This window comes from Isoptericola sp. Y541 (assembly GCF_059445465.1).
The window spans coordinates 12,472-28,793 of the sequence record NZ_JCAIUJ010000003.1 but is presented as its reverse complement, the minus strand read 5'-3'; the positions used below and the strand labels follow the sequence as shown (position 1 = coordinate 28,793).

Annotated in this window: 12 protein-coding genes and 1 tRNA gene; 4 read left to right on the top strand and 9 right to left on the bottom strand. The window is 73.8% G+C overall.

What is annotated here, in order from left to right:
• Positions 1–25 precede the first annotated feature (25 nt).
• The 3 genes from AC1C2V_RS08520 to AC1C2V_RS08510 all read right to left on the bottom strand — a co-directional run bounded on the left by AC1C2V_RS08520 (position 26) and on the right by AC1C2V_RS08510 (position 3,762).
• Complete coding sequence (locus AC1C2V_RS08520; RefSeq protein WP_495389168.1) at positions 26–1,657, bottom strand: ABC-F family ATP-binding cassette domain-containing protein; 1,632 nt, start codon at positions 1,655–1,657, stop codon at positions 26–28.
• A gap of 246 nt (positions 1,658–1,903) precedes the next feature.
• On the bottom strand, positions 1,904–2,503 hold the full coding sequence (locus AC1C2V_RS08515) for a GNAT family N-acetyltransferase (RefSeq protein WP_495389167.1): 600 nt from the start codon (positions 2,501–2,503) through the stop codon (positions 1,904–1,906).
• Between the two features lie 32 nt (positions 2,504–2,535).
• Positions 2,536–3,762, bottom strand: a complete 1,227-nt coding sequence (locus AC1C2V_RS08510; protein ID WP_495389166.1) for an AI-2E family transporter — start codon at positions 3,760–3,762, stop codon at positions 2,536–2,538.
• A 208-nt stretch (positions 3,763–3,970) separates the two neighbouring features.
• Between AC1C2V_RS08510 and AC1C2V_RS08505 the strand changes: the two genes are divergently transcribed.
• Positions 3,971–5,014 carry a DUF2776 family protein gene (locus AC1C2V_RS08505; RefSeq protein WP_495389165.1) on the top strand — a complete coding sequence of 348 codons (1,044 nt, stop codon included), beginning with the start codon at positions 3,971–3,973 and terminating at the stop codon, positions 5,012–5,014.
• Between the two features lie 10 nt (positions 5,015–5,024).
• Here AC1C2V_RS08505 and AC1C2V_RS08500 read toward each other — a convergent pair whose 3' ends face one another.
• Both AC1C2V_RS08500 and AC1C2V_RS08495 read right to left on the bottom strand, forming a co-directional pair.
• Positions 5,025–6,713: a DHA2 family efflux MFS transporter permease subunit gene (locus AC1C2V_RS08500; RefSeq protein ID WP_495389164.1), complete on the bottom strand. Its 1,689-nt coding sequence runs from the start codon at positions 6,711–6,713 to the stop codon at positions 5,025–5,027.
• Between the two features lie 378 nt (positions 6,714–7,091).
• Positions 7,092–7,176 (bottom strand) — tRNA-Leu (locus AC1C2V_RS08495).
• 236 nt (positions 7,177–7,412) lie between these two features.
• Between AC1C2V_RS08495 and AC1C2V_RS08490 the strand changes: the two genes are divergently transcribed.
• Positions 7,413–8,237, top strand: a complete 825-nt coding sequence (locus AC1C2V_RS08490) for a metal-dependent hydrolase (RefSeq protein ID WP_495389163.1) — start codon at positions 7,413–7,415, stop codon at positions 8,235–8,237.
• Between the two features lie 4 nt (positions 8,238–8,241).
• Here AC1C2V_RS08490 and AC1C2V_RS08485 read toward each other — a convergent pair whose 3' ends face one another.
• Positions 8,242–9,096 (bottom strand): MBL fold metallo-hydrolase, encoded by an 855-nt coding sequence (locus tag AC1C2V_RS08485; protein WP_495389162.1) that lies wholly within the window; start codon positions 9,094–9,096, stop codon positions 8,242–8,244.
• 328 nt (positions 9,097–9,424) lie between these two features.
• Here AC1C2V_RS08485 and AC1C2V_RS08480 point away from each other — a divergent pair, with 328 nt between their 5' ends.
• Positions 9,425–10,270, top strand: coding sequence for a serine protein kinase RIO (locus tag AC1C2V_RS08480; RefSeq protein WP_495389489.1), 846 nt, complete (start codon positions 9,425–9,427; stop codon positions 10,268–10,270).
• Between the two features lie 69 nt (positions 10,271–10,339).
• Here the strand turns inward: AC1C2V_RS08480 and AC1C2V_RS08475 are convergent, their stop codons facing one another.
• Positions 10,340–10,948 carry a hypothetical protein gene (locus AC1C2V_RS08475; RefSeq protein ID WP_495389161.1) on the bottom strand — a complete coding sequence of 203 codons (609 nt, stop codon included), beginning with the start codon at positions 10,946–10,948 and terminating at the stop codon, positions 10,340–10,342.
• A gap of 35 nt (positions 10,949–10,983) precedes the next feature.
• Between AC1C2V_RS08475 and AC1C2V_RS08470 the strand changes: the two genes are divergently transcribed.
• The gene (locus tag AC1C2V_RS08470; RefSeq protein WP_495389160.1) at positions 10,984–11,385 is read left to right on the top strand and encodes a DUF6841 family protein; all 402 of its coding nucleotides are present in this window, start codon (positions 10,984–10,986) and stop codon (positions 11,383–11,385) included.
• Between the two features lie 43 nt (positions 11,386–11,428).
• On the opposite strand, the gene AC1C2V_RS08465 is transcribed toward AC1C2V_RS08470, so the two are convergent.
• Together AC1C2V_RS08465 and AC1C2V_RS08460 are read right to left on the bottom strand one after the other, a co-directional pair.
• A complete protein-coding gene (locus AC1C2V_RS08465; protein ID WP_495389159.1) occupies positions 11,429–12,595 on the bottom strand; it encodes a glycerophosphodiester phosphodiesterase family protein in 1,167 nt (388 codons plus the stop codon).
• Between the two features lie 140 nt (positions 12,596–12,735).
• A complete protein-coding gene (locus AC1C2V_RS08460; protein WP_495389158.1) occupies positions 12,736–16,317 on the bottom strand; it encodes an error-prone DNA polymerase in 3,582 nt (1,193 codons plus the stop codon).
• Positions 16,318–16,322: the final 5 nt, after the last annotated feature.

The following is a 16,322-nucleotide window of genomic DNA, read 5'->3' as shown; positions in this document are numbered from 1 at the left end:
CGGGCTCCTCCCGGCATGCTGGCGGTCAGGTGCGCGCGAGGGTGCCGTCGGCCCCCAGCACCAGCTCGGCCTCGAGCCCGACGCGCTCCAGGAACGCCCGGTCGTGGCTCACCACCAGCAGGCCGCCGCGGTAGGCCGACAGCGCCTGCACGAGCTGATCGGTGCTGGTGAGGTCCAGGTTGTTGGTGGGCTCGTCGAGCACCAGCAGCTGCGCCGGCGGGTCGGCCAGCAGCAGTCGGGCGAGGGTGACGCGGAAGCGTTCCCCGCCCGAGAGCGTGGCGACGGGTCGGTCCACCTGGTCGCCGCGTACGAGGAACCGCGCGAGGCGGTTGCGCAGCTCGCCCGGGGTCAGGTGCGGGGCACCCGAGCGGACCGCGTCCAGCACCGTCTGGTCGTCGTCGAGCACGTCGAGCCGCTGGGGCAGGTAGCCGACCCGCTCGGTGAGCGCCTCCGCCCGGGCGCCCGAGCCGAAGCCTTCGGGCCGTGCGTCCGGCGACCCCCCGACGAGCTGCTCCAGAAGCGTCGTCTTCCCGACGCCGTTGGGGCCGGTGAGTGCCACGCGCTCCGGCCCGGCGAGGACGAGCTCGCGGCCGTCCGTCCCGCGCAGCACGGCCAGGCGACGGCCCGCGGGCACGTCGGGGTCGGGCAGGTCGACGACGATACGGTCGTCGTCGCGCACCGACCGCTCGGCCGACTCGACCGCGGCCCGCGCGACGGCCTCCTTGTCCGCCGCCGCGCCGCGCCGCGCGCCCTGCGCCTTCTGCGCCGAGTTGCGGCGGTCGTTGATCACGGCCTTGACGTACCGGCTGTTCGCGGCGTCCTTGCGGCCCTGCCGTTCGGAGTGCGCGATGCGCTCCTGGGCCTCGACCCGCTGCCGCTTCTCCCGGCGCAGCGTCTGCTCCGCGTCACGGAGCGCCTGGCGGGCCGCCTCCTGCTGCCCCTCGAGCCATTGCTCGTACTGCGAGTACGGCCCACCGAAGGTCGCCAGGGAGCCGGTGCGCAGCTCCGCCGTGTCGTCCACGAGCTCGAGGAGGTCGCGGTCGTGGGAGACCACCACCAGCGCCCCGCGCCACGTGCGCACGATCTCGTGGAGGCGCTCGCGCGCGGCGCCGTCCAGGTTGTTCGTAGGCTCGTCGAGCAGGGCGACGTCCGCGCCGCGCAGCCGCACGCCGGTGACTGCCACCAGCATCGCCTCGCCGCCCGACAGCGTGCCGACCGGGCGGTCGAGCACGCCGTCGGCGGCGGGCAACCCGACAGCACCGAGCGCGGCGACCGCACGCTCCTCGACGTCCCAGCCGTCGCCGACGGTGTCGAAGAGCCTCTCGAGCCGGTCGGGTGCCACGTCGCCGTCCGTGATGGCGCGCACGGCGTCCACGACGCCGCGCACGCCGAGCAGGTCGGCCACGGTGGCGCGGGTGTCGAGGGTGAGGTGCTGCGGCAGGTAGTCCGCGTCCCCGGAGACGGCGATCGCACCCGACGACGGTCGCAGCCGGCCGGCGACGAGGCGCAGCAGCGTGGACTTTCCGGTGCCGTTCAGGCCGACGAGGCCGGTGCGGCCACGGGAGAAGGCGCCGGAGACGCCGGCGATCGGGGTGGCCCCGTCGGGCCACGAGAAGGTGACGTCGCGCAGGGCGACGGAGGGGTGGGTAACAGGCACGGGCGGGCTCCAGCGGTGGCGTGGGGAGGACGGACGGCGGGTACGCCGACTTCTCTCCTCGCGCGCGGCACGTGGCCGGCGGGGAGCCGTGGGGTCGACGCGGTCAGGCGGTGGCCTGGGTGCCCGTCATCGCCGTGGCCGCCTCTCGTCCGGGAGCCGTCCCCTCTCACGCGCGGCGGGAGCCGCAGGGACGGCGACGACCATGCCACGCCCCCTGCGCCCGCGGCAACCCGATATCGGGGCCGGTCAGGCGGCGGATGCCTCGGCCGGCCACGGCTCGTTCGGCTCGCGCGGGTCGTCCGGCAGCAGCGAACCCACCCACGAGTCGTGCCGCGTGCCCCGCTGCAGTCCGAACCGCCGCAGCGTGCCCTCGTACCGGAACCCGAGCTTCCAGGCGACGCGCCGCGACGGCCAGTTGCCCACGTACGCGAGCCAGTGCGCACGCGCCAGGCCCAGGCCCTCCGGGTCCAGCGCCCAGTCGACGACGAGGCGGGCCGCCTCGGTCGTGAGGCCCCTGCCCCGCGCGTCCGGGGCGCACCAGTACCCGAGCTCGCCCATGCGGTCCGTGCCGGGGGCGTCCTCGCAGCTGACGCCGACCATGCCCAGCACCGGGCCGTCGACGCCGCCAGGCTCCCGGATCGCCCAGGTGAAGTTCTTCTCCCGGGCCCAGCCTTCGGCGACCATCCCCGTGACGAACCCCTCGGCGTCCGACCGGCCGTACGGCGTGGGCACCGTGGTCCACCGCGCGATGGCGGCGTCGGCGCAGACGTCGGCGATCCGGTCGACGTCGGCGCCCGTCGGGACGGAGAGACGGACGCGGTCGGTGGCGAGGACGAACGGTTCCATGCGCGCATCCTGGCACGCGCCCCGGAGCCGGTTCACGCTGTTTGTCCGACGCTCCCCGAGCGCGCGGCACCGTCGCTGTGCGACACCTCTTCCGACCCCGCCTCGTCCGACCCCGCGTCCTCGTGCCCTGCGTCGTCCTGTCCGCCGTCCTCGCCGGGCGGCGACCCGTCGTCCGGTTCCCCGGACCCGTTGCGCTCCGGATGCGGGCGGTCACCCCGCAGGGTGGCGAAGACCGTCCACGCGACGGCCAGGAGCGGGACGGCGACGATCGCGCCCAGGATCCCGGCCAGCACCGTGCCGGCCGTGACGCCGAGGCCGATGACCAGCGGGTGCAGCGCGACCTGCTTACCCATGATGAGCGGCTGGAGCACGTGCCCCTCGAGCTGGCCGATCAGCGCGATGCCGATCGTGACGATGAGCGCCGTGACGATCCCGTTGGCCGCGAGCGCCACGACGGCCGCGATGATCATCGCCAGCGGCGCGCCGATCAGCGGGATGAACGCGCCGATGAACACGAGGACGGCCAGGGGCGCCGCGAGCGGCACGCCGAGGATGGTCAGCAGGATGAACGCCAGGACGCCGTCGGTGAAGGCGATGATGACGGTGCCCCGGGCATAGCCCGAGAAGCTGTACCAGCCGGCACCCGCCGCGGCCTGCCACCGCGAGCGGTGCTGCTCCGGGATCTGCCCCAGGAACCACCGCCACATCTTCCCGCCCGACGCGACGAAGAAGACGGTGCTGAAGATCGCGAGAGCGAAGATCGCGAAGCCCTCGAAGACGGACCCCGCGCTCTGTGCCGCCTGGCTGACCAGCGAGTCGGCATTGTCCGTCAGCCACTGACGGCCCTGGTTGATCCATTCGTTGATCTGGTCGACCGTCACGGACAGGCCGAACGGCCCGCTCTCGAGGTACTTGAGGATCTGCTGCACGCCCGTGTCGAACTGGCCGGCGAGCTGCTCCCACTGGCCGGCCACGGACGCCACGACGTACGTGATCAGGCCGCCGAGGACGAGGAACGCGCTGAGGATCGCGAGCGCGGTGGCCAGCGGGCGGGGCATGATCTTCGCGTAGAAGCCGGCCACCGGGTTGAGCACCGAGGCGAAGACGAGCCCGAGGAACACGGCCACGAAGACGAGCTGCACTTGCACCGTCGCCCAGAACACGAGCGCCACGGCGGCCGTCAGGGCGATGAGCCGCCACGACCATCCGGCCGAGGACCGCAGCCAGGCGGGGACATTCTCGCTGGAGTGCTTCGACACCCGTGGGCTCCTCTCGCCGACCGTGCCCCTCACGTGCCCCCAGTGTGCCGCACCGCGACAGCGCTGGCGGGACGGCGGTCCGGCCGTGTCGCCGCAGGCCCGGGCGCAGCGGCCTCGTCGAGGAGGGCGGTCAGGGCTCTCCGACGGGCCGTCGTCCGTCGCCTGACCTACGCTTGCCCGCACGGTACGTCCCGGCCGAGGGGTGAGCATGAACCCGACGATCAGTGTCCTCTTCCGTGCGATACCGCTGGTGATGGGGGCGGTATGCCTCGCATTCGGGCTCTACGTCCTGTCTGGCGGTGACGACGCGGACCACTTCGTCGCCGGCCACGTCAACATCGCCCTGGCGGCGATCTGCATCGCGCTCTTCACGACCGCTGCGACGATCATCCGCCAGCTCGTCCACCGGTACGGCCAGTTCTGGGTCGTCGCGCTGCCGGCGCTCGGGTACGCGGTCGCCCTCGCGACGGTGATCTGGGGCGTCGCGATCATCACCCGGGGCGACGAGCCGCAGTTCGTCGCGGCCGGGCACGTGGTGCTCGGCATCGGGTTCATCGCGGGATGCGTGAGCACCGTGGCCACCGCGTCGACCAAGTTCGTGCTCATTCAGAAGAGCGCTGCGCGTCCCGTCGGGGGCGGTGCGCCGGAAGGTGCCTACTCACGTGGCGTCGGTGCCGTGCTGATCGCGATCCCCGCGCTGCTCGCACTGATCGGGCTCGTGGTCGCGGTAACCCTCTACGCGAAGGGCGGCAACACCGCGCTGGTCGCGGGACACGTCATGACCGGCCTGTCACTGATCTGCTCCGCGCTCGTCGCGCTCGTCGCGAGCATCGTGCGACAGGTGCGCAACGAGTTCGGCGACGCCGAGCGCTACCGCTGGTCGTGGTGGGTCGTCGCGATGGGAACCGTCAACGTGGTCCTGGGGCTCGTGGTGCTGTTCGGCTCGGACGAGTCGGCGCGCCTGGCCCCCGGGACCGTGCTGATCGGTCTGGGCCTCATCTGCTTCAGCATCCTGTCCAAGGTGCTGCTGCTCGCGCTCGTGTGGCGCCAGGTCTTCGCCCTCGCCAACCGGATCCCGATCATCCCGGTGGCCACGGCGCTCGCGTGCCTGTTCTTCGCGGCGTTCCTCTTCGAGGCGACCTTCTCCCAGCCAGGCTACTTCGTCGGTGCGCACGTCCTGGTGGGACTCGGCGCGGTCTGCTTCACGCTGTTCTCGATCGTGTCGATCCTCGAGGCCGGGACCTCGAAATAGTCGCGAGCGGTCACGACGTCGCACCCCGCTCGGGCTCCTCGCGTCGCGCCGCCGCGACGACCCGCAGCGAGCACAGCAGGCCCAGCAGCAGGAATCCCGCGGCGACGAACAGGGAGACCCGGGTGCCGTCGCTGAACCCGTCGGAGAGTGCGTCGACGACCTCGGGCGTCTTCTCGCCGAGCTGGCTCCGGGTGCCCTCGGCGCGCAGCTCCGGGATGGTGCCGCCCGCCGACTGCTGCGTCGCGTCGGCCATCTGGGTCGCGACGGCGGGCGGGACGTCGTCGACCGTCTCCAGGGCGGGCGGGACCGTGGTCGACAGGCCGATCGCGAGCGCCGCCCCGATGAATGCGGTGCCGAGCGCCGAGCCGAGCTGGCGGGCCGTGGACTGCGCCGCGGACGCCTGGCCGGACTCCTGGGCCGGGACGTCGACGAGGGTCGTGCCCGTGAGCTGCGCGGACGCGAGGCCCAGCCCCAGTCCGTAGATCACGAGAAGGGCCGCGACGAGCAAGGACGACACGGTCGGCGTCACGACCAGGGCCACCGCGAGCACGCCGACGACCTCGAGCACGAGGCCCAGGACGATCGTGCGTGGCGAGCCGATCGCGGCGGCGAGATGCCGGGCCATGGCCCCCGAGAAGAACGCGCCCGCGGCCATGGTCGCGAGCACCAGGCCCGCGCCCATGGTGGTCAGGCCCAGGATGTTCACGAGGTAGAGCGGGAGCACGAAGATCAGGCCGAACTCGCCGATCGCGACGAGCATCGCGGTGAGGTTGCCCCAGCGGAACGTCGCGATGTGGAAGAGCGAGAGGTCGAGCAGGGCGGAGCGGGCGATCCGCGCGCGGTGCCGCTCCCAGAGCACGAACGCGACGATGAACAGCACGCCGATCGCGCCGATGACCGGCACGGGCGAGATCGGGGCGCCCGTCCCCCAGACAAGGCCGAAGACCTTGAGCTCGGCCTCGGGCGCCCACCAGCCGAGCGACTGCCCCTCGATGAGCGCGAAGACGACCGCGCCGAACCCGAGCGCGCTCGTCAGGAGGCCGAGACCGTCGAGCCCCGGCACCGTGATGTGCGCGCGGGTCTCGGGGACCACGAGGAGTGCCCCGATGATGACCGCCACACCGATCGGGATGTTGACGAGGAAGATCCACGGCCAGGTGAACGACGTGGTGAGCCAGCCACCCAGGAGCGGCCCGACCGCGGCCATGCCCGAGATCACCGCGCCCCAGACGCCGAACGCGATCGCCCGTTCCTTGCCGCGGAACGTCGCGTTGACGGTCGACAGGGTCGCCGGGAGGACGAGTGCACCGCCGATCCCCTGGACCAGGCGCGCCGTGATCAGGGTCCCGGCGCCGTCGGCCTGCGAGGCGAGGATGCTGCCGCCCAGGAAGACCACGACGCCCACGAGGAGCAGGTTGCGGCGGCCCAGCCGGTCGCCCAGGCGACCCGCGGACAGCAGCAGGGCCGCGAACACGACCGAGTAGGACGCGTTGACCCATTGGCCGTCGTTCAGGTCCAGGCGCAGCTCCCGGATGATCGTGGGGAGCGCGACGCCCACGATCGTCCCGTCCAGCACGATCATCGACAGCGCGGTCGCCAGGACGACCAGCCCCGCCCACCGGTGGTCCTTGGCCCCGCTCGGCGGTGCTGCCGCCGATGCCGCGCCGGTTCCGCTCGACCCGTTCGGCTGCGTGCTCATGGACACTCCTCCTCGAGCAGGGCGATCGTGGCGCGGAGTCGCTCTCCGGTGCGGTCAGGCGGAGAGCAGACGGGGCAGGGCCGAGGAACGAGTCCGTCCTGACGGGCGTGCATCCACGGTAGGACGGGCCCCGAGACCCCGCCCGGGGACCGGCCTACGCCACCGTCAAGCCCTTGCGCTCCGCGCCGTCGCAGGGTCGACAGGACCGGTCATCGGGAGGTGGAAGTGGGAGTTGGAAGCGACCGTGCGTCTCGAAGCGATCGCGCCGACGGCAGCCGTGATGTACGGTGCCACACCCGGCCACGGACGCTCCGTCGCGGAACGACGAAGGCCCCCCGTTGTGGACCGGGAGGCCTTCGTCGTCGCTGTCTCAACGAGTGTCCGGAGGGGGACTTGAACCCCCACGCCCGATAAAGGGCACTAGCACCTCAAGCTAGCGCGTCTGCCATTCCGCCACCCGGACGAGTGGACCTCGACAGCGTCGTAACGCCGTCTCGGTGCGGGGAAAAACATAGCACGGGCAGGCCGGGCTCTCGCAATCCTCGGCCCGCCCGCACCGCCCCTCCCGACGTCGCCGGAACGCTCGCCCGGCGCGTCGGCGGCGGCGTGTAGCGTCCTCCTCGGCCCGAGGACCAACCGGTCAAGGGTGAGGAACTGGACGAGTCGTCGGGCACGCCGAGAACAGGAGCGCCGCAGGTCATGATGGGTGGGCACCACGCCGCGTCGGGAGCGGCGGCCTGGGTCGCGGTCACGTCCACGGCCCCGTTCGCGTTCGGCTGGCACCCGGTCTCCGACGTCGGGGTGATGACGGGCGCCCTCGTGTGCGCGGGGGCGGCCCTGCTGCCCGACGCCGACCACCACAACGGGACCATCGCGCACTCGCTGCCGCCCGTCTCCGAGGGCGTGGCCAAGATCGTCGCGGCCGTCTCCGGCGGGCACCGCAACGGCACCCACTCGATCCTCGGCATCGCCGTCTTCACCGCGATCGCCTGGGTGATGGGCATGGTCTCGATCCGCACGGAGGCCTTCGGCGAGGTGCTCGTCGGCCCGGGCATCCTGGCGGTGCTCCTCATCGCGTTCGCGCTGCGCGCGTGGAAGGTCACCGGCGGGCGCCGCTGGTGGAACTGGACGCTGTCGCTGTTCCTCGCCGCCTGCGTGGCCGTCTTCGCGCCCGAGGAGTGGAACTGGATGCCGTTCTGCGTGGCGCTCGGCTGCGCCGTGCACGTGATCGGCGACATGCTCACCACGGCCGGCGTCCCCCTCCTGTGGCCGCTGAAGTTCCGCTCCCCGTACTGGGTGCGCCGCTTCCGGGTGCTGCCGTTCGACGACGTGTGGCGCGACGGCGGCAACCTCTCGCTGCCGATCCTGGGCGACGCCGGGTCGTGGCGCGAGTGGCTGGTCATGACCCCGGTCAGCCTCTACGCCGTCGTCGGCGTGGTCTGGGCGGCCCTCGCGCAGATGGGCTACGACACCCAGCCGGTCTGGGAGCAGGCGACGGCCTGGGCGACCACCCTCGGTTCGTGACCCGTCAGCCCCGGACGGCGTCGCGGAGCCGGCGGTCCTCGGCGGCCATGTCGGGGCGCGCGAGCCGTGCGTCGTCGTGGCGCCGGCCCGCCAGCACCGCGTCGAGGTAGCGCCGGTCGGCGTCGAGCCGGGCGCCGGGATCCGTCGTCGGTGCCCCGTGGCCGGGCACGAGGGCGGCGCAGCGCGCGACGTACGGCGCGAGCCGCTCGAGCCCCTCGAGGTAGGTCGCGACGTCGCGCGCCGCGGCACCCCTGACCCCGATGCCGGGCCCGGTGATCTCGTCGCACGGCAGCGGGAGCTCGACGTCGCTGAGCATGTCCCCCGCGACGAGCACGCGGCTGCGCGGCAGCCACACCGCCCCGTGCCCGGGGGCGTGGCCCTCGTGCGTCACGATCTCGGTGGGTGGCAGCACACCCTCCGGGTCGGGGACGCCCCGGTCGCCCGGCGGCACAGGCGCGACGCGCCCGATCAGGTCGAGCACCTCCGGCGGAGAGGGCGTGCCGCCGTAGCACCGCGCGTCCGCGCGGGCCTCGGCGCGTAGCCGGGCGCGCGCCGACGCCGCCACCCCGGCGGCCCGCGGGGTCGCCCAGCGCGGCACGTCGAGCCCGAGGTCCGGGTGCCACAGCAGGTGGTCGTGGTGGGCGTGGGTCGCGAACCCCGCGACCACCCGCGCGCCGCGGGCCCGCACCTCGGCGGCGATCGCCGCGAGCTCGTCCGCCTCCCACGCCGGGTCCACGAGGAGGGCGCCCGGCCCGGCTTCCCCGTGCCGTCCGAGGACGAGGGTGGTCGTGGTGCTCAGCCGCCTGCTGGTGCGGACGGCGACCCCCTCGTCGTCGTCGACGACCGGCACGAATCCCATCCCCGCACGATACGGAGCGGGACGAGCGGGAAGAAGGCCGAACGCGAAGAAAAGGCCGAACCGAAAAGACCTGGACCCACGCGAGGACCCGCTGGCATGCTCTCGGCTGGCGGCACGCGATCGGCGCGGGCCCGCAGCGAAGGAGGGCAGAACGATGGACGACGTCGTCACGTGCGCCCACCCGGAGACTCTCCGGCGGGCGGTCACCACCCGATCCTGAGGGGCCGCGAAGCGAGCTCCTCTGCCTGAGCAGGAGCCTCGCGTGCACCAGCACCACCCCCGGAACGAACAGATCGACGACCTTCCCCCTCTCCCCTTCGCCGCCGCCCTGCCGGCCGACGGTGTCCTCCCGGCAGAGCCCGGCCCCGACCAGCGGTGGTCCACCTGGACGTCCGTGACCAAGGGCCAGCGCGGCCCCGATCCGCGGCCCGACTGGGTCGTCACCGCCGACGCGGCGTTCGACACCGAGCTCGGCATCCTCAAGACCGGCAAGGAGGCGGACGTCTTCCTCCTCGAGCGCGCCGTGCCCGACGACCCGACACGCCACAGCCTGCTCGCCGCCAAGCGGTACCGCAGCCGCGACCACCGGCAGTTCCACCGCGACGGCGAGTACACCGACGGGCGCCGCGTGCGGCGCACCCGCGACCAGCGCGCCATCGAGGACCGCAAGTCGTCGTGGGGCAAGGCCGTGGCCGCCACCCAGTGGGCCGACGCCGAGTTCCTGGCGCTGTCGAGGCTCTGGGACGCCGGTGCACCGGTCCCCTACCCCGTGCAGATCGACGGCACGGAGCTTCTCATGGAGTTCGTCGGCGGGGAGACGGACGACGGCACCTACGAGGCGGCGCCCCGGCTCGCCCGCACCCGGCCCGCGCCGGACCTGCTGGCGGAGTGGTTCGACCAGCTGCGCCGCGGGATGGGGGTGATCTCCCGCCTCGGGTGGGCCCACGGCGACCTGTCGCCGTACAACATCCTCGTCGACGGCGCCGACAACGCCGACAACGGGGGACGCCTCGTGATCATCGACCTGCCCCAGGTCGTGGACCTCGTGGCGAACCCGTTCGGCGCGGACCTGCTGCACCGCGACTGCCGCAACGTCTGCACGTGGTTCACCGCTCGAGGACTCGACGTCGACCCCGACGAGCTGTTCGCCGACGTCTTCGCGCAGGCCTGGTAGCGGCCGCGGCGCCCGTCACCCGTCGACGAAGCTCGGGGTGTGCCCGTGCACCGACCTGACGGTGTGCCCTCAGCCACCCAGGCCCACGCTGTTGTCGGGGGCGCCGTCCCCCGGCGGCAGGTCGCCGCGCTCGACCGGCTCCTGCGTCGTGGGTGCCTCGGACACCAGCTCCGCCAGCTCGTCGTCGGTCGGGACGCGGACGTGCTCCGCGGCCTCCCGGAGGGAGGCCCGGTCGACCGCGGGCCCCGAGACCCGCAGCTCGACCCCGTCGCGCACGACGACGAACTCCTCCGCCTCCCCGGACGTCCGGTGGAACAGCTCCCCTTCCACCGTGCACATGACGGGACCGTCCACCGAGCCGCCGGTGGTGTCCCTGACCTGGCCGGTCGCGCAGTCGTCCGCGCTCATCGCGTCGCCCGTGGCGGTGAGCAGGAAGGTACTGCCCGTGTCGTCCGAGAAGATCAGCGAGAACCCGTCGGTGCCGTAGGCGCCGGCCGACATCGGCACCGGATCGAAGCCCGTCGCCGTCGTGGTCAGCACGTACCGGGGCGCCGTCCCCCATCGGGCCGCCGCCGCGGCGACGTCGTCCCCGCCGGCGGGGCCCGCGGGAGCGCACGCGGACAGGAACAGCAGCACGGCACCGGCAGGCAGGAGGCGTCGCGCACCACGAGGGCTCATGGGCGCTGATGATGCCACGGCGCTACCGTGGGCGGATGGGGACCGAGCCGGCCGACACGTACGACGGCGAGGCGCTGGCGACCTTCTTCACGGACCTCGGGCTCGCGCTGGGCGCGGGCGACCTGGAGGACCTCACCGAGCGCTTCGACCTGCCCGCCCTGCACGCCGGCCAGACCGCGTCGAGCGTCCTGACCTCGCCGGAGGAGGTCCTGGACCTGCACCGGTCGCGCCCCATGGCCGACGACGCCCGCGAGGCCGTCGCGGCCGTCCCCGAGGTGGTGGCCGTCGACGAGGCAGGCTGGGGCCTCCTGTGGGTGGACGTGCGATGGAGCTACCGCGACGAGCTCGCGGGCGAGAGCGCGACCGAACGGGTCTGCTACCTGCTCCGCCGCGGGCGGAGCACGTTCGTCGTCTGCGTCCTCGCACCCGTCGACTGACCGCCCGGCGCGGGGGCTGCCCTCCGCGACCGGCCCGTGGTGATCAGCCCACGTCGCCCGCGGGCGACGGCGCCTCGCGGTGCCGCCGCGCGTGGTACGGCTTGGGCAGCTTGAGGTGTCGCTCGGCCATGATGCTGCGCAACAGGTCCGGGGCGTCGGTGATGAGTCCGTCGACCCCCAGGTCCATGAGGAACTCGAGGGTCGCCCGGTCGTCGACCGTCCACGGGATCACGCGCATGCCTGCGTCGTGGGCGGCGTCCACGAGCCGGCGCGTGGTGAAGGGGACGTAGCCAGGGTCGTCGACGGTGCCGTCCTGCGGGTCGCCGTGCACCGGGGACACGGCGTCGGCGCCGAACGACACCGCCGCCGCGACGAACCGTTCCTGCAGCGAGCCGTCGAAGTCGTCGATGTCGAGGCCGCCGAGCCAGGGCGACGCGCCGGCCTGGCTCTGCTGCAGGAACTGCTGGCCGTTGGTCAGCGCCACGACCGGCAGCCGCGGCTCCACCTCGCGCATTCGCATGAGCGAGCCCCAGTCGAAGCTCTGGATCGTCACCTGGTCCACGAGGCGCGCGCGGCGCACCTCCCGCGCCACGACCTGCACGAACTGCTCGCGCGGCGCGGTCTGCTCCGGTGCGCCCGCCTCGACCTTGGTCTCGACGTTCAGCGTGACCTGGCGTGCCCGGTAGTCGTTGACGAGGTCGAAGACCTCCGACAGCAGCGGGAGGCGCTCGCCGGGGTGCACCTCCTGGTCCGGGAACTGCGGCTGGCGCAGGGACCCGCAATCGATCGTGCGCACCTGGGCGAGCGTGAGGTCCTTGATGTACGTGGTGCCGGGCACATACGGGTACTCGGGGTCGTCCGGGAACGCGGGCCCGGTGTCCACGCACTTGGCGGGGTTGAGATCGCGGTCGTGGGTCACGACCGCGTACCCGTCCGCGGTGATCTGCACGTCCAGCTCGAGCGTGCTCACGCCGAGCTCGAGGGCCTTCGCGAACGCGGGCAGCGTGTTCTCGACCGTCATCGCCACGCCGCCCCGGTGTGCCTGCAGGTCGAACGTCCGCTGCCCGTGCTGGCCGCGTCCGCGCTCAGATTCCTGGCCGGCGCCCTGTCGAGCACCGGCGGGGGCATCGGCGGCGGTCGCGGGGACGACGCCTGTCGCCACCAGCGCCCCGGCGAGCAGCACAGAGCTCAGCGCCTGTCGTGTTCGCATGCCGTCGAGCGTCGACCCGCCCCGTGGCCGCCGCGTGGACCGGGCGCGGCGTGTCGGCGACGGCACGGTGAACTCACGGCGTCCTCGCAGCGGGCGCCGAGCCCTCTCCCCGTCCGGCCCGGGCACCGTGACGACGCCCCTCACCGGAAGTCCCGCGATCGGGTGGCCACCGGCAGACGCAGCGGCGCGAGGTGCTCCGCGAGCAGGTTGACCGCGCCGTCCGCGCTCTCCACCCGGCCGCGGACCACCATCGCGGGGGCGCCGCGGGCCACCGCGGCGAACCGTCGCCACAGGCCCACCGTGCAGATGACGTTGAGCAGCCCCGTCTCGTCCTCGAGCGACAGGAACGTCACACCGCCCGCCGTGCCCGGGCGCTGGCGGTGCGTCACGACGCCGCCGACCGCCACCCGCCGGCCGGCCTCGGTGGCGAACGCCTGGGCGACGGTGAGCACGCCCGCCCGCTCCAGGCCCTCGCGCACGTGCTCCAGCGGCGACGCCGAGCCCGGCGTGATGCCGGTGGCCCAGGCGTCCGCGACGTCGACCTCGACCGACGTCATACCCGGCAGCGTCGGGGCGTCGACCCCGACGGACACACCCGGCAGGGTGCCCGGCCCCTCCTGACCGAGGGCGCCCGCCGCCCACAGCGCCTCCCGGCGTCCCGTGCCGAGCCCCTCCGTCGCGCCCGCGGTCGCGAGCGACTCGAGCTGGAAGGTGCTGAGCCCGACCCGGCGGGCCAGGTCCCGCAGGTCCCGGAACGGGCCGTCCTCCCGCTCGGCGACCATCTGCTCGGCGAGCTCGTCCCCGATCCCCCGGACGGCGGACAGCCCGAGGCGTACCGCCAGCGCCGGGTCCGGCTCCGGCCCGAACCCCCCGTCCGGCGGGGTTTCGACAGGCTCAACCGGCGGGGTTTCGACAGGCTCAACCAGCGAAGTGCGCTCCACGCCCGCGAGCGCCCGCGAGGCGTTGACGTCCGGGCGCAACACCTGAACGCCGTGCCGGCGCGCGTCGGCGGACAGCGACTGCGGCGAGTAGAACCCCATGGGCTGCGCGGCCAGCAGGCCCGCGTAGAACGCGGCCGGGTGGTGCACCTTGAGCCAGGAGCTGGCGTACACGAGGTAGGCGAACGAGTACGCGTGCGACTCGGGGAAGCCGAAGTCTGCGAACGCCTTGAGCTTGTCGTAGATCTGCTCGGCGACGTCCGGAGTGATCCCGTTCTCCGCCATCCCCGCCATGAGCCGCCCGCGCAGCTCCTCCATACGCTCGACGGACCGCTTGGAGCCCATCGCCCGGCGGAGCTGGTCGGACTCCTTGGCGCTGAAGCCCGCGACGTCGATCGCCATCTGCATGAGCTGCTCCTGGAACAGCGGCACGCCCTTGGTCTTGCCGAGCGAGCTCTCCAGCAGCGGGTGCAGGAAGGTCACCGGCTCCCGGCCCCGCGCCCGCTCGATGTACGGGTGCACGGACCCGCCCTGGATGGGCCCGGGGCGGATGAGCGCGACCTCGATGACGATGTCGTAGAACTCCCGCGGGCGCAGCCGTGGCAGCGTCGCCATCTGCGCACGCGACTCCACCTGGAACACCCCGACCGTGTCGGCCGCGCACAGCAGGTCGTACACCGCCGGGTCGTCGTCGGGCAGGCCGTGCAGCGTGAGCCGCTCCCCCGTGTGCTCGGCGACCGTCTCGAACGCGTACCGGATCGCCGTGAGCATGCCCAGGCCCAGGAGGTCGAACTTCACCAGCCCCGCGTCGGCGCAGTCCTCCTTGTCCCACTGCAGCACCGTGCGCCCCTCCATGCGGGCCCACTCCACGGGGCAGACCTCGATCACCGGCCGGTCGCACATCACCATCCCGCCCGAGTGGATACCCAGGTGGCGGGGCAGGCGCAGCATGCGCTCGGCCAGGTCGAGCACCGGCGCGGGGATCTGCCCCTCCTCCTCGGCCGACCGCGGCCGCTGCCCGGGCACGACATCGTGCGAGTCGTCGGCCCTGCGCGTCTCGCCCGCGTCCGTCGCGAGCGGGTCCACGAACCGGTCCCCGCCTCCCCACAGCCGTTCCTTCTCGGCGTCCTTCGCCATGCCCTTCACCATGCCCTTCACGACGGTCCGGCTCGGCTGCGCGCCGGCCGACGCCCGGGCGTCGCGGGCCGTCCGGTCGGCCGCCGGGCTGGTCGGGTCCGGCCCCCGCAGCGACCCCCAGCGCTCGATGGACTTGCTCCAGGCGTCCTGCTGCCCGACGTCGTACCCGAGCGCGCGGGCGGCGTCGCGCACGGCCGAGCGCGGCCGGTAGGAGATGACGTTCGCCACCTGCGCCGCATGGGTGCGCCCGAACTTCGTGTAGACGTGCTGGATGACCTCCTCGCGGCGCCCGGACTCGATGTCGATGTCGATGTCCGGCGGGCCGTCCCGCTCGGGTGCGAGGAAGCGCTCGAACAGCAGGCCGTGCCGGACGGCGTCGACCGCGGTGATGCCCAGCGCGTAGCAGACCGCCGAGTTGGCGGCGCTCCCCCGGCCCTGGCACAGGATGCCGTGGCGGCGGCAGAACTCCACGAGGTCGTAGACGACGAGGAAGTACCCGGGGAAGCCCAGGTCCTCGATGACCTGCATCTCGTGGTCGATCTGCGCCCACGCCCGGGCGCCCGCGGACCCGTCGTGACCCTGCCCTGGTCGGGGCCCGTACCGGTCCGTCGCGCCACGGCGCACCAGCTCACGCAGCCAGGTGGCCTCGTCGTAGCCGTCGGGCACCGGGTACGGCGGCAGGTTCGGGGCGACCAGGTGCAGGTCGAAGGCGCACTCGGCCGCGAGCTCCGCCGCGGTCGCCACCGCCTGCGGGTGCCGCCGGTGCAGCGCGCGCATCTCGGCGGCCGAGCGCAGGTGCGCCGTGGGGCCGCCCGGCAGCCAGCCGTCCATGCCGTCCAGCGAGGACCGCGCCCGCACGGCGGCGAGCGCCCCCGCCAGGTCGGCGTCGCGCGGGCGGGCGTAGTGCGCGTCCGTGGTCGCCACGAGCGGCAGGCCCGCGTCGCGCGCCAGGCCGGCGAGCGCGTCGTGCAGGTCGGCGTCCCGGGGGTCGCCGGTCGCGGTGATCTCGACGGCCACGTTGTCGCGCCCGAAGGCGTCGACCAGCAGGTCGAGCTCGCGCCGGGCCGCGGCCACCCCACCGCCCGGCCCGGGCGCGGTGAGCGCGCGCCGGACGGCACCCTTGCGGCACCCGGTGAGCACGAGCCACTCGCCGCCCGCCTCGGCGCCGAGCTCCTCGAGGGAGTACCGGGCCTTGCCCTTGACCCCCGCGTCCAGGTGCGCGGTAGCGATCGCCCGCGACAGGTTCCGGTAGCCCTGGGTGCCGCGCGCCAGGACCAGCAGGTGGGTGGCCCGCGGGTCGGGGACGCCCGTCGGGGGGTCGAGCACCGGCCGGCTCCCGGCGGTGCCCGGCGCGGCCCCCGCCGTCTGCGGCGCGGGCAGGTGCAGCTCGGCGCCGAAGACGGTGGGCAGCCCCACCTTCCGGGCCGCCTCGGCGAAGCGGACCACCCCGTACAGCCCGTCGTGGTCGGTCAGCGCCAGCGCCTCGAGCCCCAGCCGCGCGCCCTCCGCCGCCAGCTCCTCCGGGTGCGACGCGCCGTCGAGGAAGCTGAACGCCGAGTGGGCGTGCAGCTCGGCGTACCCGCTCCGCCCCAGGCGCGTGCCTCGTTCCTCGGCCCCCACCCTCCGCTGCACCTCCGTCTCAGTCATAGCTC

What these genes read in the sequence shown, in the direction of transcription:
- AC1C2V_RS08465 (WP_495389159.1), bottom strand. Translation starts at nt 12,595, where the DNA reads ATGCGAACACGACAGGCGCTGAGCTCTGTGCTGCTCGCCGGGGCGCTG.
- AC1C2V_RS08460 (WP_495389158.1), bottom strand. Translation starts at nt 16,317, where the DNA reads ATGACTGAGACGGAGGTGCAGCGGAGGGTGGGGGCCGAGGAACGAGGC.
- AC1C2V_RS08490 (WP_495389163.1), top strand. Translation starts at nt 7,413, where the DNA reads ATGATGGGTGGGCACCACGCCGCGTCGGGAGCGGCGGCCTGGGTCGCG.
- AC1C2V_RS08505 (WP_495389165.1), top strand. Translation starts at nt 3,971, where the DNA reads ATGAACCCGACGATCAGTGTCCTCTTCCGTGCGATACCGCTGGTGATG.
- AC1C2V_RS08475 (WP_495389161.1), bottom strand. Translation starts at nt 10,948, where the DNA reads ATGAGCCCTCGTGGTGCGCGACGCCTCCTGCCTGCCGGTGCCGTGCTG.
- AC1C2V_RS08485 (WP_495389162.1), bottom strand. Translation starts at nt 9,096, where the DNA reads ATGGGATTCGTGCCGGTCGTCGACGACGACGAGGGGGTCGCCGTCCGC.
- AC1C2V_RS08500 (WP_495389164.1), bottom strand. Translation starts at nt 6,713, where the DNA reads ATGAGCACGCAGCCGAACGGGTCGAGCGGAACCGGCGCGGCATCGGCG.
- AC1C2V_RS08470 (WP_495389160.1), top strand. Translation starts at nt 10,984, where the DNA reads ATGGGGACCGAGCCGGCCGACACGTACGACGGCGAGGCGCTGGCGACC.
- AC1C2V_RS08515 (WP_495389167.1), bottom strand. Translation starts at nt 2,503, where the DNA reads ATGGAACCGTTCGTCCTCGCCACCGACCGCGTCCGTCTCTCCGTCCCG.